At 61.2% G+C, this 24,327-nt stretch carries 19 protein-coding genes and 7 tRNA genes; 17 read left to right on the top strand and 9 right to left on the bottom strand.

The window, feature by feature from the left end; translation table 11 throughout:
* Positions 1-118: 118 nt before the first annotated feature.
* The gene (locus AB5Y47_RS10325) at positions 119-526 is read right to left on the bottom strand and encodes a Spy/CpxP family protein refolding chaperone (protein ID WP_368211902.1); all 408 of its coding nucleotides are present in this window, start codon (positions 524-526) and stop codon (positions 119-121) included.
* A gap of 199 nt (positions 527-725) precedes the next feature.
* Here AB5Y47_RS10325 and pncC point away from each other — a divergent pair, with 199 nt between their 5' ends.
* The 12 genes from pncC to AB5Y47_RS10265 all read left to right on the top strand — a co-directional run bounded on the left by pncC (position 726) and on the right by AB5Y47_RS10265 (position 8,227).
* Positions 726-1,217 carry a nicotinamide-nucleotide amidase gene (gene pncC, locus AB5Y47_RS10320; RefSeq protein WP_029313644.1) on the top strand — a complete coding sequence of 164 codons (492 nt, stop codon included), beginning with the start codon at positions 726-728 and terminating at the stop codon, positions 1,215-1,217.
* 80 nt (positions 1,218-1,297) lie between these two features.
* Positions 1,298-2,362 carry a recombinase RecA gene (recA, locus tag AB5Y47_RS10315; RefSeq protein WP_043154135.1) on the top strand — a complete coding sequence of 355 codons (1,065 nt, stop codon included), beginning with the start codon at positions 1,298-1,300 and terminating at the stop codon, positions 2,360-2,362.
* 41 nt (positions 2,363-2,403) lie between these two features.
* The gene (locus tag AB5Y47_RS10310) at positions 2,404-2,910 is read left to right on the top strand and encodes a regulatory protein RecX (protein WP_113069576.1); all 507 of its coding nucleotides are present in this window, start codon (positions 2,404-2,406) and stop codon (positions 2,908-2,910) included.
* A 279-nt stretch (positions 2,911-3,189) separates the two neighbouring features.
* Complete coding sequence (gene alaS, locus AB5Y47_RS10305) at positions 3,190-5,814, top strand: alanine--tRNA ligase (RefSeq protein WP_368220207.1); 2,625 nt, start codon at positions 3,190-3,192, stop codon at positions 5,812-5,814.
* 16 nt (positions 5,815-5,830) lie between these two features.
* A complete protein-coding gene (locus AB5Y47_RS10300) occupies positions 5,831-7,078 on the top strand; it encodes an aspartate kinase (RefSeq protein WP_010672822.1) in 1,248 nt (415 codons plus the stop codon).
* A gap of 93 nt (positions 7,079-7,171) precedes the next feature.
* The gene (csrA, locus tag AB5Y47_RS10295; RefSeq protein ID WP_005315760.1) at positions 7,172-7,360 is read left to right on the top strand and encodes a carbon storage regulator CsrA; all 189 of its coding nucleotides are present in this window, start codon (positions 7,172-7,174) and stop codon (positions 7,358-7,360) included.
* Positions 7,361-7,572: 212 nt separating this feature from the next.
* Positions 7,573-7,665: transfer RNA gene (locus tag AB5Y47_RS10290), tRNA-Ser, on the top strand.
* Between the two features lie 4 nt (positions 7,666-7,669).
* Positions 7,670-7,746 (top strand) — tRNA-Arg (locus tag AB5Y47_RS10285).
* Positions 7,747-7,840: 94 nt separating this feature from the next.
* A tRNA-Arg gene (locus AB5Y47_RS10280) sits at positions 7,841-7,917 on the top strand.
* Positions 7,918-7,942: 25 nt separating this feature from the next.
* Positions 7,943-8,019 (top strand) — tRNA-Arg (locus AB5Y47_RS10275).
* Positions 8,020-8,046: 27 nt separating this feature from the next.
* Positions 8,047-8,123: transfer RNA gene (locus AB5Y47_RS10270), tRNA-Arg, on the top strand.
* A gap of 27 nt (positions 8,124-8,150) precedes the next feature.
* Positions 8,151-8,227: transfer RNA gene (locus AB5Y47_RS10265), tRNA-Arg, on the top strand.
* 329 nt (positions 8,228-8,556) lie between these two features.
* Here AB5Y47_RS10265 and pbpG read toward each other — a convergent pair.
* The 6 genes from pbpG to pepA all read right to left on the bottom strand — a co-directional run bounded on the left by pbpG (position 8,557) and on the right by pepA (position 16,759).
* The gene (pbpG, locus tag AB5Y47_RS10260; protein WP_368220206.1) at positions 8,557-9,384 is read right to left on the bottom strand and encodes a D-alanyl-D-alanine endopeptidase; all 828 of its coding nucleotides are present in this window, start codon (positions 9,382-9,384) and stop codon (positions 8,557-8,559) included.
* A gap of 136 nt (positions 9,385-9,520) precedes the next feature.
* On the bottom strand, positions 9,521-10,186 hold the full coding sequence (locus tag AB5Y47_RS10255) for a DedA family protein (protein ID WP_010672956.1): 666 nt from the start codon (positions 10,184-10,186) through the stop codon (positions 9,521-9,523).
* An 18-nt stretch (positions 10,187-10,204) separates the two neighbouring features.
* Positions 10,205-11,497 carry a hemolysin family protein gene (locus tag AB5Y47_RS10250; protein WP_368220205.1) on the bottom strand — a complete coding sequence of 431 codons (1,293 nt, stop codon included), beginning with the start codon at positions 11,495-11,497 and terminating at the stop codon, positions 10,205-10,207.
* A 207-nt stretch (positions 11,498-11,704) separates the two neighbouring features.
* Positions 11,705-14,557, bottom strand: coding sequence for a valine--tRNA ligase (locus AB5Y47_RS10245; RefSeq protein WP_368220204.1), 2,853 nt, complete (start codon positions 14,555-14,557; stop codon positions 11,705-11,707).
* A 65-nt stretch (positions 14,558-14,622) separates the two neighbouring features.
* Positions 14,623-15,078 (bottom strand): DNA polymerase III subunit chi, encoded by a 456-nt coding sequence (locus AB5Y47_RS10240; protein WP_368220203.1) that lies wholly within the window; start codon positions 15,076-15,078, stop codon positions 14,623-14,625.
* A 169-nt stretch (positions 15,079-15,247) separates the two neighbouring features.
* Positions 15,248-16,759 (bottom strand): leucyl aminopeptidase, encoded by a 1,512-nt coding sequence (gene pepA, locus AB5Y47_RS10235; RefSeq protein WP_010672960.1) that lies wholly within the window; start codon positions 16,757-16,759, stop codon positions 15,248-15,250.
* A 172-nt stretch (positions 16,760-16,931) separates the two neighbouring features.
* Here pepA and lptF point away from each other — a divergent pair, with 172 nt between their 5' ends.
* Both lptF and lptG read left to right on the top strand, forming a co-directional pair.
* Positions 16,932-18,044 (top strand): LPS export ABC transporter permease LptF, encoded by a 1,113-nt coding sequence (gene lptF / locus AB5Y47_RS10230; RefSeq protein ID WP_029313726.1) that lies wholly within the window; start codon positions 16,932-16,934, stop codon positions 18,042-18,044.
* A gap of 25 nt (positions 18,045-18,069) precedes the next feature.
* The gene (lptG, locus tag AB5Y47_RS10225; RefSeq protein ID WP_010672962.1) at positions 18,070-19,140 is read left to right on the top strand and encodes an LPS export ABC transporter permease LptG; all 1,071 of its coding nucleotides are present in this window, start codon (positions 18,070-18,072) and stop codon (positions 19,138-19,140) included.
* Positions 19,141-19,283: 143 nt separating this feature from the next.
* Here lptG and AB5Y47_RS10220 read toward each other — a convergent pair whose 3' ends face one another.
* Positions 19,284-19,796 carry an RDD family protein gene (locus AB5Y47_RS10220; RefSeq protein WP_191967194.1) on the bottom strand — a complete coding sequence of 171 codons (513 nt, stop codon included), beginning with the start codon at positions 19,794-19,796 and terminating at the stop codon, positions 19,284-19,286.
* Positions 19,797-19,939: 143 nt separating this feature from the next.
* Between AB5Y47_RS10220 and AB5Y47_RS10215 the strand changes: the two genes are divergently transcribed.
* Positions 19,940-20,024, top strand: a tRNA-Leu gene (locus AB5Y47_RS10215).
* 265 nt (positions 20,025-20,289) lie between these two features.
* Here the strand turns inward: AB5Y47_RS10215 and AB5Y47_RS10210 are convergent.
* The gene (locus AB5Y47_RS10210) at positions 20,290-20,658 is read right to left on the bottom strand and encodes a VOC family protein (protein WP_041210920.1); all 369 of its coding nucleotides are present in this window, start codon (positions 20,656-20,658) and stop codon (positions 20,290-20,292) included.
* 533 nt (positions 20,659-21,191) lie between these two features.
* Here AB5Y47_RS10210 and amt point away from each other — a divergent pair.
* On the top strand, positions 21,192-22,619 hold the full coding sequence (gene amt, locus AB5Y47_RS10205) for an ammonium transporter (protein WP_010673021.1): 1,428 nt from the start codon (positions 21,192-21,194) through the stop codon (positions 22,617-22,619).
* Positions 22,620-22,850: 231 nt separating this feature from the next.
* Positions 22,851-24,203, top strand: coding sequence for a 23S rRNA (uracil(1939)-C(5))-methyltransferase RlmD (rlmD, locus tag AB5Y47_RS10200; protein WP_368220202.1), 1,353 nt, complete (start codon positions 22,851-22,853; stop codon positions 24,201-24,203).
* The last annotated feature ends 124 nt before the right edge of the window (positions 24,204-24,327 follow it).

The following is a 24,327-nucleotide window of genomic DNA, read 5'->3' as shown; positions in this document are numbered from 1 at the left end:
TCCGGATGATGCTGACCAGAGTGGCCTGGGGGGAGCCTGGCCGAAAAGAGGCATGGGGGAGGAGAAATAGCATCCCCGCACGGATGCGGGGATGGGAGAGACGGGGAGAGTGTCGCCCTCAGTACATGGCTTCGTCGCCGCTCAGCATCTCGTGCAGTTTGGCTTTCTGCTCGGGTGTCAGCACCCGGCTCACCTCGAAGAGGTAGTGGGCGCGATGGTAGCGGGCCTCGGCCTGTACGTCGCTGATGGTCTGCAACTGCTTTCTCGCCGCCACTTCATCCCATTTGCCGGACTTGATCATGTTGACGATGACGTCCTGGCCGATGGCATCAAGCTTGATTGAGCCCAGCTCCCTGGTGGCCTGCTCGCGCAGCCCCTTGATCTGCTCCACCTGGGCGCTGGAGAGGTTCAGTTCCTGGGCCAGGGTGGTCTCGCTCCGCAGCTCGGCGGTACCCTCGGTGGCAAAGGCATGGGTGGCGATACACATTGCGAGGGCTGTCATGGCGACGTTGAACGGATGCTTCATCCGGCTTTCTCCTTGGTCTGATGGGATGGAAACCGCATGCATGGCGGTGTTGGAACATGATAACGAGCAGCCATGTACTGGAGCTTAAGCGACGACAACTTGCTGACGCAGTGGCCCCGGGGTCGGTTGCCCGAGGAGCGGGGCAACTGCATAATGAGCGCCATATTTCGCCTGGAAGAGGCCGGAAGAGGACGCGATGATGGGACTTGAAGCAGAGATCTCCCGCTTATCTCGGGAACTGGGCGAGGCACTGCTGGCCAGAGGCTGGCTTGCCGCCACGGCGGAATCCTGCACCGGTGGCGGGGTTGCCACTGCCATCACGGATACTGCCGGCAGCTCGGCCTGGTTCGATCGCGGTTTTGTGACCTACACCAACGAAGCCAAACAGCAGATGCTCGGCGTCAGCATCGACAGCCTGTTGCGCCACGGCGCCGTCAGCGAACCCGTGGTGCTGGAGATGACCCGGGGCTGCCTGGCTCGCTCCGATGCGGGTATCTGCGTGGCCATCAGCGGTATCGCCGGGCCTGGTGGTGGCAGCGAGGAGAAACCGGTCGGCACTGTCTGGTTTGCCTGGGCAGATCGTACCGGTCGTCACCACTCCCTGCTCGCCCGTTTCGATGGGGATCGCCATCAGGTGCGCCAGCAGGCGGTCAGACAGGCCTTGTCCGGACTCCTGGCACTGCTCAAATAAATTGGGCTTGATACTGTATGCATAAACAGTATACTTAGCCCAACTTCACTTCTTACTCACGATTCCCAGCGGAGATTGGCATGGATCAGAACAAACAGAAGGCACTGGCGGCTGCGCTGGGCCAGATCGAAAAGCAGTTTGGCAAAGGCTCCATCATGCGTCTGGGCGACAGCAAGACCATGGATATCGAAGCCATCTCCACCGGCTCTCTCTCTCTGGACGTGGCGCTGGGGATCGGTGGTCTGCCGTGCGGTCGTATCGTCGAGATCTACGGTCCGGAATCGTCCGGTAAAACTACGCTGACCCTGCAGGTGATCGCCGAAGCCCAGAAGAAGGGCAAGACCTGTGCCTTCGTCGATGCGGAGCACGCACTGGATCCTATCTATGCCGCCAAGCTGGGCGTCAACGTCGACGACCTGCTCATCTCCCAGCCGGATACCGGTGAACAGGCACTGGAGATTTGCGACATGCTGGTGCGCTCCAATGCCGTCGACGTCATCATCGTCGACTCCGTGGCGGCCTTGACCCCGAAAGCGGAAATCGAAGGGGAGATGGGTGACTCCCACGTCGGCCTGCAGGCTCGTCTGATGTCCCAGGCGCTGCGTAAATTGACCGCCAACATCAAGAACGCCAACTGCCTGTGCATCTTCATCAACCAGATCCGGATGAAGATCGGTGTCATGTTCGGCAGCCCGGAGACCACCACCGGTGGTAACGCTTTGAAGTTCTACGCTTCCGTGCGCCTGGACATCCGTCGTACCGGCGCCATCAAGGAGGGTGACGAAGTGGTCGGTAACGAGACCCGCGTCAAGGTAGTGAAGAACAAGGTGGCGCCACCCTTCAAGCAAGCTGAATTCCAGATCTTCTATGGTGCCGGCATCTCCAAGGAGGGCGAGCTGGTGGACCTGGGCGTCAAGCACAAGCTGATCGACAAGGCGGGTGCCTGGTACAGCTACAACGGCGAGAAGATCGGCCAGGGTAAAGCCAACGTGATGAAGCTCTTCTCCGAAAACAAGGCACTGGCTGCCGAGGTGGAAGTGAAGCTGCGCGAGCTGCTGCTCTCCGGCGCCGCGCCGGTGGAGGAGAAGGCCACGGCTGCCGAATACGCCGAGTTTGAAGCCGAAAACGAACAAGAGTTCGAATAAGGAATGAGGAAAGGCCGGGTTGATACCCGGCCTTGTTGTTTATGGTGGATGAATCAGTGAACGAGCCGGGCGAGCCCGTCGAATTGACCTTTGAAGAGCAGGTCGCCGCCGCCCGCACCTTTGCCATGCGCAGTCTTGCCCGCCGCGAAAGTGCGGAATCCGAGCTGGCCAGACGCCTGCGTCAGAAGGGATTCGAGGAGGAGGTGGTCGCCGTTGTACTCGACCATTGCCGTGGCTATGACTGGGTCAATGACGATCGTTACGGTGCCATGGCTGTGCGGGCCGGTGCGGCCAAAGGCCATGGTCCGCTCAGGATCCGCTTCGACCTGCGTCGCAAGGGGCTGGATGACACCCAGATCGAGGCGGCCCTCGATCAACCCGAGCTCGACTGGTTCGAACTGGCGCTTGCGTTGTTATCGCGTCGGGCAAAGGCGACCGACTTTGCCGACTTCAAACTGCGCATGAAGTGGCTCAAATATCTGATGGGGCGTGGTTTTACCCAGGAGCAAGCCCGTTACGCCCTCTCAGCCATGCAAGGTGAGCAATAGTGGCGCGCCGAGGCTGGACCTATGGGCAGGATTTCCCTTGGTGTGCGGTGCGGCTGGTGGGGAATATCAGCCCTTCGCCGGGTCTGTCAATGGTGGCCCTGTGGTCGAGCGAGGCATCCCGAAGCCCCCCTGTTGCGACGTGCTTGCGGGTGTTGCTGCCAAACGCTGGCCCCTTGGGGGCTATTTCACCCGCCAAGGGTCCCCACGTTTTACTTTACCCTGCAGAAAACTTACATTAATGCGGTTAAAAGTCCGTATTCGAATCAAGCAGGATTTTCCATGTACATGTCCACGTCAGAGATTCGCGCTGCGTTTCTCGAGTATTTCCGCACCCAGGGACACCAGGTTGTCTCTTCCAGCTCGCTGGTACCGCACAACGATCCGACCCTGCTGTTCACCAACGCAGGGATGAACCAGTTCAAGGACGTGTTCCTTGGCGCCGACAAGCGTGCCTATCACCGTGCCACCACGGCCCAGCGTTGCGTGCGGGCTGGCGGCAAGCACAATGACCTGGAAAACGTCGGCTATACCGCCCGTCACCATACCTTCTTCGAGATGCTGGGCAACTTCAGCTTCGGTGACTACTTCAAACAGGACGCCATCCGGTTTGCATGGGAATTCCTGACCGGTACCCTCAAGCTGCCCAAAGAGCGCCTGCTGGTGACCGTCTACGCGACTGATGACGAAGCCTTCGACATCTGGGAAAAAGAGGTCGGCGTGCCGGCCGATCGCATCGTGCGCATCGGTGACAACAAGGGTGCTCCTTATGCATCCGACAACTTCTGGGCCATGGGCGATACCGGCCCATGCGGTCCCTGCACCGAGATCTTCTACGACCACGGCGATCACATCTGGGGTGGCCCTCCCGGTTCACCGGAAGAGGATGGCGACCGCTTCATCGAGATCTGGAACGTGGTCTTCATGCAGTTCAACCGTCAGGCTGACGGCACCATGGAGCCGCTGCCCCGTCCGTCCGTGGATACCGGCATGGGTCTGGAGCGTATCTCCGCCATCATGCAGGGGGTGCACTCCAACTATGAGATCGACATCTTCCAGGCGTTGATCAAGAAGGCGGCCGAGATTGTCGGCACCACGGATCTGAGCAACCAGTCCCTGCGCGTCATTGCGGACCACATCCGTTCCTGCGCCTTCCTGGTGGCTGACGGTGTCATGCCCTCCAATGAAGGTCGCGGCTACGTGCTGCGCCGCATCATCCGCCGCGCCGTGCGTCACGGCCGCAAGCTGGGTGCTACCGACGTCTTCTTCTATAAGCTGGCTGCCGAGCTGGCCGTACAGATGAAGGATGTGGCGGCGGAACTGATCGCCCAGCTGCCGCTGGTCGAGCGAGTGTTGCGCATCGAGGAGGAGCAGTTCGTCCGCACGCTGGACAGAGGTCTGCTGCTGCTGGAAGACGCCCTGGCCAACCTCGGTGATGCCAAGGTGATCCCGGGTGAAGTGGTGTTCAAGCTCTATGACACATACGGCTTCCCGGCCGACCTGACCGCCGACGTGGTGCGCGAGCGCGAGATCGGCATCGACGAAGAGGGCTTCAAGGCTGAGATGGAGAAGCAGCGCGCCCGTGCGAAAGAGGCTTCCAGTTTCGGTGTGAACTACAACGACGTGCTGAAGCTCGATTTCGAGACCCCCTTTACCGGTTACAAGCAACTGAGCCAGAACACCCAGGTGGTCGGTATCTACAAGGATGGTGTCGAGGTCAATGGCCTCATCGCCGGTGAAGAGGCAGTGATCGTGCTGGCGGAGACCCCCTTCTATGCGGAGTCCGGCGGTCAGGTGGGTGACAGCGGCATCCTCAAGGTGGATGACGGCATCTTCGCCGTCACCGACACCCAGAAAGCGGGCAAGGCGATCATCCACAAGGGCTATCTGGAACTGGGTACCCTGGAGAAGGGAGCCGAGGTCGAGGCCGTGGTCGATGGCGACCGTCGTCAGGCCATCGCCCTTAACCACTCCGTGACTCACCTGTTGCACGCGGCCTTGCGCCAGGCGCTGGGTGAGCACGTGACCCAGAAAGGATCCCTGGTGGGCGCCGAGCGCATGCGCTTCGACTTCTCCCACTTCGAAGGGCTGACCATGGCGACCATTCGCCGGATCGAGGAGCTCGTCAACGCCCAGATCCGTGCCAACCACGAGGTGGCGACCCAGCTGATGGGGCTGGAAGAGGCCAAGTCAGCCGGTGCCATGGCGCTGTTTGGCGAGAAATATGAAGACGATGTGCGCGTGGTACGCATGGGTGACTACTCCACCGAGCTGTGCGGCGGTACTCACGCCAAGCGCACCGGTGACATCGGCTTCTTCAAGATCATTGCCGAGAGCGGCATCGCGGCTGGCGTGCGTCGTATCGAAGCGGTCACCGGCAAGAGCGCCATCGATCTGATGCACCAGCTGGGTGAACAGATCGAAGAGGCCGCCGCGCTGGTGAAGGGCGATCAGTTCTCCATCGCCGACAAGGTGCGCCAGGTACTGGACAAGGCCAAGATGATGGAGCGCGAGCTGGAACAGCTCAAGGCCAAGCTGGCGGCGCAGGCGGGTAACGACCTGCTGAGCCAGGTCATCGACATCAATGGCCAGAAGGTGCTGGTTGCCGCCATGGAAGGGGTCGACCCCAAATCCCTGCGCGGCATGCTGGACGAGCTGAAGAATCAGATGAAATCCGGTGTCGTGCTGCTGGCAACCAGCAGTGATGGCAAGGTCAACTTGATCGCGGGCGTGACCAATGACCTGACCGGCAAGGTCAAAGCTGGTGAGCTGGTCAATCTGGTGGCCCAGCAGGTGGGTGGCAAGGGCGGTGGTCGTCCCGACATGGCACAGGCGGGTGGTACCCAGCCTGAGGCGGTGCCGGCGGCGCTGCAATCCGTTCACTCCTGGCTGGAAGAGCGCCTGTAAGCGGGCGAGGTGATCTGTGGCACTCTATGTACAGAAGTACGGTGGCACCTCGGTCGGCACGCTGGAGCGGATCGAGGCAGTTGCTGAGCGGGTTCAACTGACCCGTGCCCAGGGACATGACGTGGTGGTGGTGGTCTCAGCCATGTCGGGCGAAACCAACCGGTTGCTGGGCATGGCCCAGCAGCTGGACCAGGATGCCAACCGGCGCGAGATGGATGTGCTGATCTCCACCGGTGAGCAGGTCACCATTGCACTGCTGGCGATTGCGCTCAACAAGCGCGGTTGCCCCGCAGTCTCGATGACCGGTGATCAGGTCCGCATCCACACCGATTCCGCCTATGGCAAGGCGCGCATCACCCGTATCGACACCGAGCAGGTGGAAGCCGCACTCGGTGCCGGCAAGGTGGTAGTGATTGCCGGTTTCCAGGGGCGCGATGAGCACAATGCCATCACTACCCTGGGCCGAGGTGGTTCGGATACCACCGCGGTGGCCGTGGCTGCGGCCATCAAGGCCGATGAGTGCCAGATCTTTACCGATGTGGACGGGGTGTATACCACGGATCCGCGCATCGAACCCAAGGCGCGTCGCCTCGATACCATCACCTTCGAGGAGATGCTCGAGATGGCGAGTCTCGGAGCCAAGGTGTTGCAGATCCGTTCGGTCGAGTTCGCGGGCAAGTACCGCGTGCCGCTAAGGGTGCTGTCGAGTTTCGTCGACGGAGAGGGAACCTTAATCACATATGGAGGTGAGAGGATGGAAGCACCCCTGGTATCCGGCATTGCGTTCAATCGCAACGAGGCCAGCCTGACCATTCTGGGTGTGCCGGACAGGCCGACCGTGGCCGCGCAGATCCTGAATCCGATCAGCGACGCCAACATAGATGTCGACATGATAGTGCAGAACACCATGGGGGATGGCACCGCCGATTTCACCTTCACGGTGAATCGTGATGATTATCGCCGGGCCCGCGCCTTGCTGGAGGAGACCGCCAGCGAGCTGGGGGCCGCCTGCGTGCAGGGCAACGGAGAGATCGCCAAGGTCTCCATCGTCGGGGTCGGCATGTGGAATCATCCTGGTGTAGCGCGCACCATGTTCAAGGTATTGGGTGAGGAAGGGATCAACATGCAGCTGATCTCCACCTCTGAAATCAAGATATCCGTGGTGATTGACGAGAAGTACCTGGAGCTGGCCGTGCGTTCGTTGCACTCGGCGTTCGGGTTGGATCAAGAGCCTCATGAGCAGCCCTTGGGAAACAATCCCTGATTGATTTAGTTTCAACCATTTACCATATCGGTATCTTTGTAAGATAATGGCGCATATCGATATAAATACAAAACAGGATACAGGAGCAAGCGAATGCTTATTTTGACTCGTCGTGTAGGGGAAACCCTGATGATTGGTGACGAAGTAACCGTTACCGTACTGGGCGTAAAAGGGAACCAGGTTCGTATCGGTGTGAATGCACCGAAAGAGGTTTCCGTACACCGCGAAGAGATCTACATGCGGATACAGGCCGAGAAAGTCCCGGGCCAACCGAATTTCTAAGCCATTTCATGGCTGCCTGAAGGCGACATCCCGGATGTCGCCTTTTGTTTTTCAGGGGCCTGCAAATCGGCCTGCAGAGCGCGTAACTACTGGGTAAGTGTCGATATTGCTTGAATATTCCACTCTTTGGCCAAATGCTGAGCGAACGCTCTGTTTTCTCCAAAAAAGTGTTTGACTAAAAATCCCTGTGAAGTATTATCAGCCCCGCAAACGGAGAGGTGGCCGAGAGGCTGAAGGCGCTCCCCTGCTAAGGGAGTATGCGGCTTATACCCGCATCGGGGGTTCGAATCCCCCCTTCTCCGCCATTTTGCGCCCGTAGCTCAGCTGGATAGAGTACCTGGCTACGAACCAGGTGGTCAGAGGTTCGAATCCTCTCGGGCGCACCATATTTGACTCTTGGAGTCATGTGTTGACCATCAGCAAGTCGGCACTAAAGAAGGCTTACTGTTGAGTAAGCTTTTTTTATCGTTTGAAAACAGGGCGCCCGTAGCTCAGCTGGATAGAGTACCTGGCTACGAACCAGGTGGTCAGAGGTTCGAATCCTCTCGGGCGCACCATTTCAAGCAATACAATGATTTATGAGCGCCCGTAGCTCAGCTGGATAGAGTACCTGGCTACGAACCAGGTGGTCAGAGGTTCGAATCCTCTCGGGCGCACCATGTTTCAAGCAGTGCAACAATTTATGAGCGCCCGTAGCTCAGCTGGATAGAGTACCTGGCTACGAACCAGGTGGTCAGAGGTTCGAATCCTCTCGGGCGCACCATATTTCAAGCAGTGCAACAAGTTGTGAGCGCCCGTAGCTCAGCTGGATAGAGTACCTGGCTACGAACCAGGTGGTCAGAGGTTCGAATCCTCTCGGGCGCACCATACAGACAGCCTCGACGTCAGTCGGGGCTGTTTTTTTATGGGCGATATCCTCCTACCCATCATGGGGTTGTCTCTCTCGTGTCCTTCTCCCTGACGCCCCCACGGGGGACGGTTCCCCCTGGCTGCACGTGCCCCCGGGTCACCACTCTCGACGTATCTTGCCTGGCAGGCTGCTGACGCATCCCGTGGCCGTGCCTGTGGCGGCCTGGGTGCCCAAACCATGCGCATCTATGCTGTGCGGGGCTGGCGGCCTCTGGCGGTCTGCTGTGGCGTTTGGCGGGCAATAAAAAAGGATGCCGCGGCATCCTTTTATGTCTTCGTGGAAAGAATCAGCTTTTCAGCCACTTGCGGATGCGGTTGGCATCCCCGACAGGGGTGCGTTTGCCCACCGAGTTGAGCAGTACGATGGCGAGCTCCTGACGATCCGGTTTGGCACGCATCAGCAGGCAGCGGCCCGCTTCGTCGGTATAGCCTGTCTTGGAGAGGCGTACATCCCAGTCCGGGTTCTTCACCAGGGGGTTGGTATTATTGAACATCAGGCTGTAGGCCGGCTTGCCAAAGCGCATCTCCCTGCTGGTGTCCTGGGTGAATTCACGGATCAGCGGCTGTCGATAGGCCGCAGAGAGGAGCTTGGCTAGATCCTGGGCGGTGGAGACGTTGCGGGTGGAGAGACCGGTGGAGTCATAGTAGCGGGTGTTGCGCATGCCGAGCTGTCTGGCCTTGTTGTTCATGGCGCGGATGAAGGCCTGGCGACCCCCCGGGTAGTGGCGGGCAAGCGCCGAGGCCATGCGGTTCTCGGAGGACATCAGCGCCAGATGCAGGGCGTCGCGGCGGCTGATCTGGGTGCCCATGCGCACCCGTGAATAGGTGTGCTTGATGTTGTCCCTGTCGTTCTGATCGATGGTCAGGGTCTGATTGAGGTTCTGGCGGGCATCCAGCACCACCAGCGCCGTCATCAGCTTGGTGAGGGAGGCGATGGGGCGCACCCGGGTGGGGTTTTTCTGATACAGGGTCTTGCCGGTGTTGACGTCCATCACCAGGGCACTGCCCGATTTGAGCTGCAGCTTGGCCGGGTCGGGAGTCGCCAGGGCTGTCTGCGAACCCAGCAGTCCCATCAATCCACCTACCAGCGCGATTGCGCGAATCCAACACCCCATACAACCAACTCCATCCACAGCGAAAAAAGGCGCTAGATTCACTCATTTTTGCCCCTGCTTTACAAGAGCGAGCAGGGGGAATTCGCCACTATTTTCCATAAAAAAGGGCCGCCTGTGGGCGACCCTGTGGCTTGTCTCACTCTCTGGAGACGCCGGGCTTGCGTCTGCTCCACCAGCGCCAGACCAGAGCGATGAGGCCGCCCACCAGCAGCACGACCGGCAGGTAGAGAATGACACTGAGAAATTGGGACTCATACTGCGCGGCCAGCTTGGTGTGGCTCAGGTAGTAACCCAGCCCGACCAGGGGGCAGATCCACATGATGGAGCTGATCAGGTTGACCACCAGGAAGCGCCCCTGGGGGATCTCGTTGGCGCCGACGATATAGGGGTAGGCGGTACGCACGAAGGCGATGTAGCGGGCGGTGATCAGGGTGATGATGCCGTACTTGTTGAGCAGGTAGTGCACCTTCTCCTTGTGCTTGTCATCAAGGTGGGACATCAGCCTGTGATACATCCGGGTGTGGCCGAGGAAACGCCCCTGCATGTAGCCAAGCCAGGTACCGACGAAGGTCGCCATGATCAGCAGCGGGACCACCGCCATCGGCAACACCCCCTGATAGATCAGCACGCCGGTCAGGATTAGCAGGGTATCCCCTGGCAGGAAGGCGGTGGGGATAAAACCATTCTCGAGCACCAGGAAGGTCAGCAGGACGACATAGACCATGAAGACCATCTTGGGATCAGAGAGTGTCGCCAGATCCTGATGCATAAAGGCGTGAGCCAGGTGGTAAAACTGCTCCATACATGCAAACTCCGCAGGTTAGCTGGGTTGGTCGGTCAAGGGCATGGCAAGTACCTTGTCGATGCGCAGGCCGTCCATATCCACGATTTCCAGTTGCCACTGTTCCAGGGTGACCAGGTCTCCGGTCTGGGGAAGGCGGCCAAGGAGCAGCATGATAAGCCCTCCAAGGGTGTGATAGTGATGTTTTTCTTCTTCCGGCAGACGAACCAGCTCCAGACAGTCCTTCAATTCTGGCAGCGGAATGAGGCCGTCGAGCAGCCAGCTGCCGTCGGCACGCTGGAAGGCCCAGTTGTCCTCCCCATCTTCCTGCTGGAAGTCGCCGGCCAGGGTTTCCAGCAGATCCTGCTGGGTGACCAGCCCCTGCAGCTCGCCATATTCGTCCACCACCAGCACCATGTGCTCGGAGTGGGTACGGAAGTGGTTGAGCAGCTCCAGGCCGTTGAGGGTCTCCGGCAGCAGGCTGCCGTCCTGGGTCAGCGCCGCCAGATCGATGGGCTCTCCCTTGATGTAGGCGTGCAGCACCTTGCTGACGTTGAGGATGCCGACGAGATCCGACAGGCTGCCGTCACAGACAGGGAAGAAGCTGTGGCGATACTCCGCCAGACGTTGGAGGTTCACTTCCAGCGGCAGTGACAGGTCCAGATAGCGGATGTCGCTGCGCGGCACCATCAGGGAGGCCAGGCTGCGTTCGTCGAGGCGGAACACGTTGCGCAACATAGTGTGCTCATGGTCCTCGATCACCCCCGCTTCGGAGCCCTCCACCAGCATGGCGTGGATCTCCTCCTGAGTGACGTTGTTGCTGCTGCGCTGATCGACCCGCAGCAGCCGCAGGCTGGCGTTGGTGGAGGCGGAGAGCAACCAGACGAAGGGACGGGTCAGGGTCGCCAGCCAGAGCATGGGGCGGGCTACCAGACAGGCGATGCGCTCGGCGCTGAGTTGTCCGAGGCGTTTGGGCACGAGCTCCCCTACCACGATGGAGAGATAGGTGACCAGCACGACCACGATGACGGTGGCGAGCAGGCTGCTGCTCTTGGGGGAGAGCCCCCACTCCTGCAGCCAGAGAGCGAAGGGCTGGGCCAGCAGGGACTCGCCATAGATACCGTTGAGCAGACCGATGCTGGTGATGCCGATCTGCACGGCGGAGAGGAAATGGGTCGGATCTTCCCCGAGCTTGAGGGCGATGGCGGCGGAGCGGCTCCCTTCGCTCGCCATTTTGGCGAGGCGTGCCTTGCGTGCCGTCACGATGGCGATTTCCGACATGGCGAAGACGCCATTGAGCAAAATCAATCCAAACAGGATCAATATTTCCATACTGCAGCAGCACTCCCGATAGAAAAGACCGCTGGCAGTGTAATGAATTTGCGGGCTCTGCGCTTGTGAAAGGAGGTGATTTGGCTCGTGAATTTTTGAATATCGTCCCGGCGGGAGGGATAAAACTGCGGGGCAGGAGAGGGAGAACTGAACCCCTGACATGAAAAAGCCCCCGATAAACGGGGGCTTGTCATGTTGCGCTGTGGCTTAGAGCGCGGCGATCTCGGCCTGCTGGGCTTCCAGCTTGGTCAGCTGGAGACGGTAATCTTCCAGCTTCTCGCGCTCCTTGATGATGACCGCTTCCGGCGCCTTGGCGACGAAGGCTTCGTTGCCGAGCTTGCCTTCGATGCGGCCGCACTCGCCCACCAGACGGGCCACCTCTTTGGCCAGACGGGCCAGTTCGGCTTCCTTGTCGATGAGACCGGCCATCGGGATCATCAGCTCGGTGGCACCGATCAGCTTCTTCACCGACAGCGGGGCGGTTTCACCTGCGCCAAGCACGCGAATGGATTCCAGACGGGCCAGGGATTTGAGGAAGGCCTCGTTGCCCTGAGCGCGCTGGGCATCCTTGGCATCGCACTGGAGCAGCACGTTGAGGGGCACGCTCGGGGCCACGTTCATCTCGGCGCGGATGTTGCGGATGCTGACGATGAACTCCTTCACCCACTCCTGATCCGCCATCGCGGCTTCGTCCACCTTGGCGGCGTCGAATTCCGGGAAAGCCTGAATCATGATGGTGTCGGCGTGTACGCCGGCCAGCGGGGCGACCGATTTCCAGATGGTCTCGGTGATGAACGGGATGATCGGGTGTGCCAGGCGCAGCAGGGTCTCAAGGACGCTGACGAGGGTGTGGCGGGCAGCGCGCTGCTCGGCCTCGGAGCCCTTGGTCAGTACCGGCTTGGTCAGCTCCAGATACCAGTCACAGAACTGGTTCCAGATAAATTCGTACAGCACGCCTGCCGCGATGTCGAAGCGGTAGGTATCGAGGGCGGTTCGGAAGTCACGGATGGCCACTTGCAGCTGGGACTGGATCCAGCGATCCGCCAGGCTGAACTGCATCTCGCCACCGGCAAAGCCGCAATCCTGATCTTCGGTGTTCATCAGCACATAGCGGGAGGCGTTCCACAGCTTGTTGCAGAAGTTGTTGTAGCCATCCAGACGCTTCATGTCCCAGTTGATGTCACGACCGGTGGAGGCGAGCGCCGCCAGGGTGAAGCGCATGGCGTCGGTGCCGTGGGCCTCGATCCCTTCCGGGAACTGCTTGGCGGTGCGCTTGGCGATCTTCTCGGCCATCTGCGGCCGCATCATGTTGCCGGTGCGCTTCTCCAGCAGGTCTTCCAGGGAGATGCCGTCGATCATGTCGAGGGGGTCCAGCACGTTGCCCATGGACTTGGACATCTTCTGGCCTTCTTCGTCACGGATGAGGCCGGTGATGTAGACGGTCTTGAACGGGACTTGCGGCTGGCCGTTCTCGTCCTTGATGAAGTGCATGGTCATCATGATCATCCGGGCAATCCAGAAGAAGATGATGTCGAAGCCGCTCATCAACACGTCGGTCGGGTGGAAGGTCTTGAGCGCCTCGGTGTTGTTCGGCCAGCCCAGGGTGGAGAAGGTCCACAGGGCGGAGCTGAACCAGGTGTCGAGCACGTCTTCGTCCTGACGCAGCACGGTCACGGACGGGATGCTGTGCTTGGCGCGCACTTCCTCTTCGTTGCGGCCCACGTAGACGTTGCCGGCATCGTCATACCAGGCCGGGATGCGGTGACCCCACCACAGCTGACGGGAGACGCACCAGTCCTGAATGTCGCGCATCCAGGAGAAGTACATGTTTTCGTACTGCTTCGGCACGAACTGGATGCGGCCATCTTCCACCGCCTCGATGGCGGTCTTGGCCATGGGGGCCACGCGCACGTACCACTGGTCGGTCAGCATGGGCTCGATGGGCACGCCGCCGCGATCGCCGTAAGGCTGTTGCAGCACATGATCCTTGATCTCGGCCAGGAGGCCCAGCTCGTCCAGCTTGGCGACGATGGCCTTGCGGGCGGCGAAGCGCTCCATCCCGGCGAACTCGGTCGGCAGGGCGGCGTCATAGGCGGTGCTCGGGTTGCCATTGGTATCGACCACTTCGGCCTCGGCACGCACGTGGGCGTCCAGGGTGAAGATGTTGATCATCGGCAGGTTGTGGCGCTTGCCCACTTCGTTGTCGTTGAAGTCGTGGGCCGGGGTGATCTTCACGCAGCCGGTGCCCTTCTCCATGTCGGCGTGTTCGTCGGCAACGATGGGGATCAGACGGTTCACCAGCGGCAGCAGGATGTGCTGGCCGATCAGCGCCTTGTAGCGGGGGTCTTCCGGGTTCACGGCCACGGCGGTATCGCCCAGCATGGTTTCCGGACGGGTGGTGGCGACGATCAGGTGATCCTTGCCTTCGGCGGTCTTGGCACCGTTGGCCAGCGGGTAGCGAAGGTGCCACATGTGGCCCTTGATCTCGCGGTTTTCCACTTCCAGGTCGGAGATGGCGGTGTTGAGCTTGGGATCCCAGTTCACCAGACGCTTGCCGCGATACATCAGGCCGTCTTCGTACAGGCGCACGAACACTTCCTGGACGGCGGCGGAGAGGCCCTCATCCATGGTGAAGCGCTCGCGCTCCCAGTCCACGGAGTCACCCAGACGGCGCATCTGACGGGTGATGGTGCCACCGGACTCTTCCTTCCACTGCCAGATCTTGTCGATGAAGGCTTCCCGGCCGTAATCGTGGCGGGTCTTGCCCTCTTCGGCGGCGATCTTGCGCTCAACCACCATCTGGGTGGCGATACCAGCGTGGTCGGTACCCGCCTGCCACAGGGTGTTCTTGCCCTGCATGCGGTTGTAGCGGATCAGGGTGTCCATCAGGGTCTGCTGGAAGGCGTGGCCCATGTGCAGGCTGCCGGTGACGTTCGGCGGCGGGATCATGATGCAGAAGGAGTCTTTGCTGGTGTCGCCGTGGGGCTTGAAGTAACCCTGGGCTTCCCAGTGCTGGTAGAGCGCCTGTTCGATGGCGTTGTGATTAAAAGTCTTTTCCATGGTCTCGCCGTATTCTGGATGGATGGATTCTGGTGTTGATTCGTCGTGGATCGAGGGTGGCACAGTCAGGGCTGCGCCGGATCCGGTGCGGCAAGGACGGGCTGATCCCTCATCTCGAGGGTATGGCCCGCCTGGCGATAGTGCTTGTAGCGCTCGCGGGCTTGCTGCTTTTGCGTTTCGTCAGTGGGGACAAAATCTACCACTTGAGCGAAGTGTCCTGCAAACAAAGGTGTCTGCCGGGCCAGGTTGATGAGGCTGGCATAGCGCCGCCGTGGCGGCTGATAGCCTATCTCCACCGGGGCCTGACCGCTCTCCCCCTGCAACTGGTGCGGCACGAAGCGATCGGGCGGCAACTGCCACAACAGTTCGTCCAGACGCAGGGCCTGGGCCTCGTCCTCGCACAGCAGATAGAGGTGGCCTGCGCTCCAGCCATCGGCCGCAAGCTGGCAGGCGAGGCGCTCGACGGCGGAGGCATCCGCATCATCGGGCTGGCTCATCAGGTAAAAGGTCACTTGGCTCATCAGGTCGGTCCCGTTTGGCTGTGACGGACTGCGATTGGCCGTCTTCGGGAGCCGCGTCTGGCACGGACTTCCCGGATTCTCTCAATGAAACAAGGAAGAGGCAGGCCTCTTCCTTGTGATACAGGGTAACGCCTTCTCGCATCGCTCTTCGAGTCGATGGATAAGGGAATCACTCCTTGTCTTCGACGTCCGCCACGCCGGCCCGGTTGAGCAGGAACTGGGTCAGCAGGGGCACAGGACGGCCGGTGGAGCCCTTCTCCTTGCCGCTCTTCCAGGCGGTCCCTGCGATATCCAGGTGGGCCCAGTTGTACTTCTTGGTGAAGCGCGACAGGAAGGCGGCGGCGGTGATGGTACCGGCCGGACGGCCACCGATGTTGGCCATGTCCGCGAACGGGCTTTCCAGCTGCTCCTGATACTCGTCGAACAGGGGCAGACGCCAGGCGCGATCGCCGGCCTGTTCGGAGGCGTTGAGCAGCTCGTGGGCCAGGGGGTTGTGGTTCGCCAAGAGGCCAGAGGTATGGTGGCCAAGGGCGATGATGCAGGCACCGGTCAGGGTCGCCACGTCGATCACGGTCTCGGGATCGTAGCGGTCCACATAGGTGAGGGCATCGCACAGCACCAGGCGGCCTTCGGCGTCGGTGTTGAGTACCTCGACGGTCTGGCCGGACATGGTAGTGAGGATGTCACCGGGGCGGTAGGCGTTGCCCCCCGGCATGTTCTCGCAGCCCGCCAGCACACCGATGACGTTGATGGGCAGCTGCAACTGGGCCAGGGCGTGCATGGTGCCGAGCACGGAGGCGGCGCCACCCATGTCGTACTTCATCTCGTCCATGCCGTCTGCCGGCTTGATGGAGATGCCGCCGGAGTCGAAGGTCAGCCCCTTGCCCACCAGCACGATGGGCTTGGCGTCGGCGTTGCCCTTGTACTCGATGATGGCCATCATGGCTTCGTTCTCGGAGCCGCGGGCCACTGCGAGGTAGGAGTTCATGCCGAGCTCGGCCATCTCCTGCTCCCCCACCACCCTGGTGGTGATGTTGTCATAGGCATCCGCCAGACGGCGGGCCTGGGAGGCGAGGTAGGCGGGGTTGCAGACGTTGGGCGGCATGTTCGCCACGTCGCGGCAGATGCGCACCCCTTTCGCCACGGCCAGGCCGTGGTTGATGGCGCGCTCGCCTATGGTCAGTTCCCGACGCGTCGGCACGTTGAAGACCAGCTTGCGCAGCGGACGGCGTGGTTCGGCCTTGTTGGTCTTGAACTGATCGAAGCTGTAGAGGCCCGCCTTGGTGGTTTCCACCGCCTGACGCACCTTCCAGTAGGTATCCCGACCCTTGACGTGCAGCTCGGTCAGGAAGCAGACCGCTTCCATGGAGCCGGTTTCGTTCAGGGTGGTGATGGTCTTGTTGATGATCTGCTTGTACTGGCGCTCGTCGAGTTCGCGCTCCTTGCCGCACCCGACCAGCAGTACGCGCTCGCTGAGCACGCCCGGTACTTGATGCAGCAGCAGCATCTGGCCCGGTTTCCCTTCCAGGTCGCCACGGCGCAGCAGCGAGCTGAGGTAGCCGTCGCTGATCTTGTCCAGCTGTTCGGCAACCGGAGAGAGGCGGCGGGGCTCAAAAACGCCGACCACGACGCAGGCACTGCGTTGCTTCTCAGGACTGCCACTCTTTACACTGAACTCCATGGAATCTCCTACATCCTAAAGACAAAAGGCACCATTTATTGAATAATGCGGTGCTTGTTGGGGTATCAGAGGCGGAGCGAACAGTCACAGGCTCCGCAGTTCAAACTGGTAAAAATCCAATATAGGGCCCTATTTTTCAGGCATTCGACTAAAAACACAAGTTTACTTGGGAATGACTGTGATCGTTTTCCGATATTTGTTCAGGGAGACCCTGAAAACCCAGCTGGCGGTGCTGTTCGTGCTGCTGCTTATCTTCGTCAGCCAGCAATTTATCCAGATCATTGGCGATGCCGCCGATGGTGAGGTGCCGACGCGCCTGGTATCCACCCTCCTGCTGCTCAACCTGCCGAATATGGCGTTGTTGATGCTGCCTATCAGTCTGTTTTTAGCCATTCTGTTTGCTCACGGCCGTTTGTACGCTGAAAGCGAAATGACGGTGATGCACGCGGTGGGTTTCAGTCACCGTTTCATCATGGGCAGCGCCCTGGTGCTGGCCTTGCTGACCGCTGCCGTCGCGGCGTTCAACACCGGCTGGGTCGCCCCCCAGGCCAAGGAGCGGGAGTACCAGGTGATCGACGAGTTCAAGGCCGATCCCGGTATCTCTTTCCTGCAGGCCGGCCGCTTCATGGAGCTCGACAAGGGGCGCCTGGTGGCCTACATCCAGGATCTGAACGACAAGGGGTCGGAGTTGCAGAAAATCTTCGTGCTGCAACGGGCCGAGGGTGGCTCACCCCCGTCAGTGGTGGTGGCCAACGAGGGGCAGGTGACCGCCGACAGCAACGGCTTGCAGTGGCTGACCCTGAAGGATGGCTCGCGCTACGAGGGACATTTCACCGGCAAGCAGTTCCAGGTCTCGGAGTTCCGTGAATACAGCCTGGTGATCCGCCAACAGGAGATGGAGCGATCCAACCGCAAGGCGGCGGCCAAGCCGACCCTGGCATTGCTCGGCACCCAGGACAATCAGCTGATGGCCGAATTGCAGTGGCGCCTGTCGCTGCCCCTCTCCATCCTGGTGCTCACCTTCCTGGTGGTGCCGATGGCGCGGGTCAATCCCCGTCAGGGGCGTTACGCCAAGCTGCTGCCGGCCATCCTGCTCTATCTCTCCTATTTCCTGCTGCTCAGCGCCGCCCGGTCGGCCATCGACAGTGGGCGTCTGCCCCACTGGCCCGGGATGTTCCTGGTGCCCCTTGTCTATCTGCTGCTGATAGGGTTGCCTCTCAACCTGCAGGGCACCAGCTGGTGGAACGGGGTCAAAGGGCAATTGTTCAAGAGAAAGTCAGCATGATGCTGCAACCTGGGAGTCTCTGCTGATGTTCGGCATTCTCGATAGATACATAGGCAGGGTCATCTTCATGTCGATCCTGCTGTGCGAGCTGACCCTGGTCGGGCTCGCCGCGCTCATCAAGTACGTGGAGCAGTTGAAGGCGGTCGGGGAAGGCAACTACGACATGCTCAACGCCCTCTACTACGTGCTGCTCTCCATGCCCAAGGAGGCGGTGCTCTTCTTCCCCCTGGCTGCCCTGCTCGGTGGCCTCATCGGTCTGGGCCAGCTCGCGACCAGCTCCGAGCTGGTGGTGATGCAGGCGGCGGGACGCTCCAAGATCAGCATCGTCATGGCGGCGCTCAAGACCGCCATTCCCCTGATGCTGCTGGTGGGGCTGATGGGCGAGTACGTCGCACCGGCCGCCAAGCGGATGGCGGATGACATCAAGGCGGGGGCCATGTCGGAAGGGCGGCTTACGGTCTCGGCCTACGGGGTCTGGGCACGGGATGGCAACAACTTCGTCAACATCAACGGGGTGCGCAACGATGGCGCCCTGACCGGCATCACCCTCTACCGCTTCACTCCGTCCCGCAACCTGATCGACGTGGTGCAGGCGAAGGAGGGCGTGTTCGAGGATCACCACTGGCTGCTGAAACAGGTGCACATCACCCGGTTTGACGATCCCACCCGGATCCAGGACGAAGAGCATGCCCAGATGGCCTGGCAATCCGAGCTGACCCCCAAGCAGCTCGGGGTGGTCAGCATCGATCCCGAGAACCTGCCCATCTCGGGGCTGCGGGACTACATCGGTTATCTGGATGCCAACAAGCAGGATGCCGGACGCTACAAGCTGGAGATGTGGCGCAAGCTGCTCTCACCGCTCTCCGTGGTGGCCATGATACTGCTCGCCTCCTCCTTCATCTTCGGCCCGCTGCGCTCGGTGAGCATGGGGGCGCGGATGCTGATGGGGATCATGACCGGCTTCGCGGTCTATGTGAGCGACAGGGTGTTCGGCCCGGTCAGCCTGGTCTATGCGGTCCCGCCCATCCTCGCGGCCATCGCACCCAGCCTGCTGTTTGGCGGCATCTCCTTCTATATCCTGAGCCGCAAGCAGTAGCAGCCTGAAGGGCGAGGGCTGCTGACAAAAGGCGGCCATTGCTCTCGATGCACCGTTTCCGTCAAGGTTCTGGGCTGCAAGCAGTCAGTTCTGGTCAACAAAAAGGGCACCTCGGGGTGCCCTTTTGCGTTGCCGTCTTGGGATCAGCGATTGAGCTGCTCCAGGTTTTCCGTCTTGCCGAGCACCACCACCTCGCACTCGGCCCAGATGTCCTGGAAGGCGCGGGGGCGGGTGCGATTGAACACACACAGCAGGTTGCCCAGGCCAAAGGCCGAGGTAGCGAGCCGGATCAGGGCCTGGGTGACGCGAATGTTGCTGCCGTCCAGGTTCTGGATGCGCAGGCGCCAGGCCCGCATGCCGATGGTCTGGCCGGCGCGGACCCAGAACCAGGTGTAGAAACCGCAGATGACGAAGGCCAGCCAGGCGCTGTAGAGGGGGCTGGTGAGCAGCCAGGCGGCATCCTTGCCCTCGGGGACGTGCGCCATGCCGGTGGCCAGCAGCAGGTGGGCCACCCCCATGCCGATGAAGCCGGCGATGATCAGCAGGGCAATCACCACCAGATAGTCATAGAGCAGGGCGCCGAGACGGCGCAGCAGACCGGCAGACGGATGCCGGGGAGCAGGCTGGAGAGGGGAGGGGGTCTTGCGCTTGGCCATGATGATTATTCCATTAATATGATGCGGGCATTCTATGTAACTGGCCTGGCATCGGCAAGGCGTTGAATAAATGAGCAAACAACGGTGGGGGCAAGAAAAACACCTTGCATGGCCAAGCGCCATTCGTATAATCCCTCGCAGCTGCCCGGGTGGCGAAATCGGTAGACGCAGCGGATTCAAAATCCGCCGTAGCAATACGTGTCGGTTCGAGTCCGACCCCGGGCACCATCAGATTCCATGACAAAAGGCCATCCTCGCGGATGGCCTTTTGTTTTTCCGGGCGGTGCGAAGAGGTGTACCCTCAGACCTTCAGACCTTCAGACCTTCAGACCTTCAGACCTTCAGACCTTCAGACCTTCAGACCTTCAGACCTTCAGACCTTCAGACCTTCAGACCTTCAGACCTTCAGACCTTCAGACCTTCAGACCTTCAGACCTTCAGACCCACAGGCTCTCAGGCTCTCAGGCCATCAGCCTCTCGGACTGCCATCCCCTCAGTCGATATTCTGTGCGATGCGCCACAGCACGCCGGCGGGATCGTACAGACAGAACTCCTTCATGCGCCACGGCTGGGTGACGAGCTCTGTGACCCGGACGCCATAGCGGGCGGCGACCTGGCTCGCCTCCACTTGGGCCTGCCAGGCGGCCACGTCCTCCACCAGGAGGTGCATCATGAGCTGCTCGGCCAGCCCCGGGGGGTTGCCATCCTGCAGCAGGAAGCTTGCGTTGCCGAGATGAAAATAGGCCACGCCGTCGCCATCGGAGGCCAGGGTAAAGCCGAGATCCTGATAGAACTGCTTTGACAGCGTGAAATCCCGGGCAGGCACGAAGGCCTTGATTTCGGTCACGTTGAGATTGGGCATGGGCTCCTCGCGGCGCTGGGAACAGGGGAAGATGGCTTGCCAGTATGACCGGGCATTTCGGGGCAGGCCAGACGAATGGCGCGCGTTTGCACTCTTAAAGTGCTTGTGCCCCTCGGGTGGGGGGATATTGGCCGTCAGCCTCATTTGATTTCACCATGGTATGGCCCATTTCATTTATTTCATAAATACCTTAGCGGGATAGATAAGCCTGCCAGGGTGACATCACCAGGGGTTCGCCCCGTCATTGTGAGGCGATTGGGTCATCCTGGTGCATTTTCCCGGCAATGCACAGCCAAAGTGCGATTTTCCCCCTGTAACCGGGCATCGTGCGCCAAGATGGTGCGTGTTGAATGTGATAAAAACATAACGCCATGAAATAAAAGGATTATTTTTCTTGGCCTGTTTTATGCTTTCCCCATGTCATGTCGCCATGATGTCTCCGTGAGCCACACAGGTGCGGTGGGCAGGTGGCCAGGTTGGAAATGCATATCAGGAAATGGACCCGGATGCCGGGACGACAAGGAGAGGGCTGTATGTTCAAGAGACTCGTAATGACTGGCCTGCTGGCGCTGGCCGCCACCATGGCCGCCCCGGGCTGGGCCGAAGAGGTGGCCGCGCAGGCCGATGTGGTACAGGCGGCCGCGACCGTGACCATCAACAAGGGGGACAATACCTGGCTGATGGTGGCGGCGGCCCTGGTGATCCTGATGTCCGTGCCGGGCCTCGCCCTCTTCTACGGCGGCCTGGTGCGCGCCAAGAACATGCTGAGCGTGCTGATGCAGGTGTTCACCCTGTTCTGCCTCATCACCGTCCTCTGGGTGGTCTACGGCTACTCCCTGGCCTTCACCGAGGGCGGCGCCTTCTACGGCTCCTTCGACAAGGTGCTGTTGATGGGGGTGACGCCGGATTCCATCGCCGCCACCTTCAGCAAGGGGGTCGGGATCAGCGAGTTCATCTACGTGGTGTTCCAGGGTGCCTTTGCCGCCATCACCTGCGGGCTCATCGTCGGCGGCTTTGCCGAGCGGATGAAGTTCTCGGCGGTGCTGCTGTTCGCGGTGATCTGGTTCACCTTCGCCTATATCCCGATGGCGCACATGGTGTGGTACTGGGCGGGTCCGGATGCCTACACGGATGCGGCCGCCGCCGAAGCGGCCGGTGCCACCGCAGGCTATCTGTTCCAGCACGGCGCTCTGGACTTCGCCGGCGGCACCGTGGTGCACATCAACGCCGCGGTGGCCGGTCTGGTTGGGGCCTTCATGGTGGGCAAACGGGTTGGCTATGGCCGTGACCCCATGACCCCCCACAGCCTGACCATGACCATGATCGGTGCCGCCCTGCTGTGGTTCGGCTGGTTCGGCTTCAACGCCGGCTCCTCCCTCGAAGCCAACGGCACGGCGGCCCTGGCCTTCGCCAACACCTGGATCGCGCCGGCCGCTGCCGCCCTCTCCTGGACCTTCGCCGAGTGGGCGATGAAGGGCCGTCCCTCCCTGCTTGGCGCCGTGTCCGGTGCGGTGGCGGGCCTGGTCGCCATCACCCCTGCCGCCGGTTTCGTCGGTGTGGGGGGCGCCCTCATCATCGGCCTGCTCAGCGGTGTGGCCGGTTTGTGGGGCGTGCACGGTCTCAAGCGTCTGCTGGGGGCCGATGACAGCCTGGACGTGTTCGGCCTGCACGGGGTGTGCGGGATCCTGGGGGCCGTGCTGACCGGGGTGTTCGCCAGCCCGGATCTGGGCGGCACCGGGGTGTGGGACTATGTGACCAACCAGGTGGCCGAGGGATACTCCATCCTGGCCCAGGTCAAGGTACAGGTCATCGGCGTGGGGGTGACCGTGGTCTGGACCGCCCTGGTCTCGGCCGTGGCCTACAAGCTGGTGGACCTGCTGATCGGTCTGAGGGTGAAGGAAGATGCCGAGCGCGAAGGGCTGGACGTGACCAGCCATGGCGAGAAAGCCTACAGCCATTGATCCTGCTGCCATGAATGTCATACCGCCGGCCCCGTCCGGCGGTTTTTTTATTGGGGCGGACTGGCCAGGCTGCCCGGACCGGGCCGCTGGTGGCCGGGGTCGCTATTTGTGTTTGCGGGGTCTTTTATGCCTGCATTTTGGGCGGATCTCCGCTAAACTCTGCCACCCTTTATTCGGGGTCGCCGGGTCTGCCCCGTCGTCACCCTCTCTTTCATGCCTTCGGAGCCGCTCATGCCGTTAGTGGGACACCAACATCAGATCGATATTCTGGAACTGACCGACAAGGGGGATGGCAAGGGTCGCCTGTTCGATCGCCCCCTGTTTGTCGAGGGTCTGCTGCCCGGTGAGCAGGCGCTGGTCGAGTTGACCGAGGTCAAACCGAACTACCTGCACGGCAAGCTGGTCGAGTTGACCCAGCCCTCTGCCGATCGGGTGGCCGATTTTTGCCCCAACACCGAATGCGGTGGCTGCCAGGTGCGCCCGCTGGCCTATCCGGCCCAGCTTGCCCTCAAGCAGAGCCTGGTGCAGAGCGCCCTGGAGCAGGTCGGGCTGGGTGAGGCCGTGGTCAACCCCATCCTCGGCATGGAGACGCCGTTTGCCTACCGCAACAAGGCCCAGTACGCGGTGCGTGGCAGCGAGGCGGGCGCCGAGATCGGCTTCTACCGCAAGCACTCCCATGACCTCATCACCGCCGATGATTGCGCGGTGCAGGACTCGCTGCACGTGGAGCTCAATGCCCGGGTACGCAACTGGATGCGCGAGCACGACATCGCGGCCTATGACGAGGTGGCCCACACCGGCTGCGTGCGCAACCTGATGACCCGCAAGGGCTTCAAGAGCGGCGAGCTGATGGTGGTGCTGGTGACCCTGGGCGAAGCGCTGCCGTTCGAAACCGAGCTGCTGGCGGCCCTGGCGGATCTGCCGGTCACCACCCTGGTGCAGAACATCAACGAGGCGCGTACCAACCGCATCCTGGGTGACAAGAACCGGGTGCTGCTGGGCAGCGGGGTGATCCGCGACAAGATCCACGAGCTCGAATTCGAGATCTCGCCCCTCTCCTTCTTCCAGAACAACCCGAGCCAGACCGACGTGCTCTACTCCAAGGCGCTGGAGTATTGCGAGCTGACCGGCAGCGAGACGGTGTTCGACATCTATTGCGGCATCGGCACCATCTCCCTGTTCCTGGCAGGCAAGGCCGCCAAGGTGGTGGGGATCGAGTCGGTGGAGAGCGCCATCAGCGACGCCCGTCGCAATGCGGCCCTCAACGGCATCGAGCAGACCGAGTTCCACGTGGGCAAGGCGGAGCAGCTGATGCCTGCCCTGTATGCCGACGGGGTGAGTGCCGACGTGGTGGTGATGGATCCGCCCCGCAAGGGCTGTGACAAGGCGGTATTGCAGACCCTGGTGGCCATGGCGCCGCGTCGTCTGGTCTATGTCTCCTGCAACCCCCAGACCCTGGCCCGGGATCTCGCCTGGCTGGCCAAGCAGGGCTTCGTGCTGGAGGAGGTGCAGCCGGTGGACATGTTCCCGCACTCCATGCACGTGGAAGCCGTTGCTCGCCTGAGCCTGCCTGCCAAGGCCTGATCGTCGCTCGGGATCTTCCCCTCGCGCGATGCAGGTGGAAGTGGTCGCCTGCCTGAGCCTGCCAGCGAAAGCCTGATCGGGCCGAGGGCGTAGCGTTAGCCAGATGGCTCTGATAAAAACGACT

This window comes from Aeromonas sp. R7-2 (genome assembly GCF_040908105.1).
GTDB lineage: Bacteria > Pseudomonadota > Gammaproteobacteria > Enterobacterales > Aeromonadaceae > Aeromonas > Aeromonas caviae.
This window is presented reverse-complemented; position numbering and strand designations above follow the sequence as displayed.

Coding starts and splice junctions, on each gene's coding strand:
- rlmD (WP_368220202.1), top strand. CDS start 22,851: ATGCCGTTAGTGGGACACCAACATCAGATCGATATTCTGGAACTGACC.
- pbpG (WP_368220206.1), bottom strand. CDS start 9,384: ATGGGGTGTTGGATTCGCGCAATCGCGCTGGTAGGTGGATTGATGGGA.
- pncC (WP_029313644.1), top strand. CDS start 726: ATGGGACTTGAAGCAGAGATCTCCCGCTTATCTCGGGAACTGGGCGAG.
- AB5Y47_RS10255 (WP_010672956.1), bottom strand. CDS start 10,186: ATGGAGCAGTTTTACCACCTGGCTCACGCCTTTATGCATCAGGATCTG.
- AB5Y47_RS10325 (WP_368211902.1), bottom strand. CDS start 526: ATGAAGCATCCGTTCAACGTCGCCATGACAGCCCTCGCAATGTGTATC.
- amt (WP_010673021.1), top strand. CDS start 21,192: ATGTTCAAGAGACTCGTAATGACTGGCCTGCTGGCGCTGGCCGCCACC.
- AB5Y47_RS10250 (WP_368220205.1), bottom strand. CDS start 11,497: ATGGAAATATTGATCCTGTTTGGATTGATTTTGCTCAATGGCGTCTTC.
- recA (WP_043154135.1), top strand. CDS start 1,298: ATGGATCAGAACAAACAGAAGGCACTGGCGGCTGCGCTGGGCCAGATC.
- pepA (WP_010672960.1), bottom strand. CDS start 16,759: ATGGAGTTCAGTGTAAAGAGTGGCAGTCCTGAGAAGCAACGCAGTGCC.
- lptG (WP_010672962.1), top strand. CDS start 18,070: ATGTTCGGCATTCTCGATAGATACATAGGCAGGGTCATCTTCATGTCG.
- csrA (WP_005315760.1), top strand. CDS start 7,172: ATGCTTATTTTGACTCGTCGTGTAGGGGAAACCCTGATGATTGGTGAC.
- AB5Y47_RS10220 (WP_191967194.1), bottom strand. CDS start 19,796: ATGGCCAAGCGCAAGACCCCCTCCCCTCTCCAGCCTGCTCCCCGGCAT.
- AB5Y47_RS10310 (WP_113069576.1), top strand. CDS start 2,404: ATGGTGGATGAATCAGTGAACGAGCCGGGCGAGCCCGTCGAATTGACC.
- AB5Y47_RS10240 (WP_368220203.1), bottom strand. CDS start 15,078: ATGAGCCAAGTGACCTTTTACCTGATGAGCCAGCCCGATGATGCGGAT.
- AB5Y47_RS10245 (WP_368220204.1), bottom strand. CDS start 14,557: ATGGAAAAGACTTTTAATCACAACGCCATCGAACAGGCGCTCTACCAG.
- alaS (WP_368220207.1), top strand. CDS start 3,190: ATGTACATGTCCACGTCAGAGATTCGCGCTGCGTTTCTCGAGTATTTC.
- lptF (WP_029313726.1), top strand. CDS start 16,932: ATGACTGTGATCGTTTTCCGATATTTGTTCAGGGAGACCCTGAAAACC.
- AB5Y47_RS10210 (WP_041210920.1), bottom strand. CDS start 20,658: ATGCCCAATCTCAACGTGACCGAAATCAAGGCCTTCGTGCCTGCCCGG.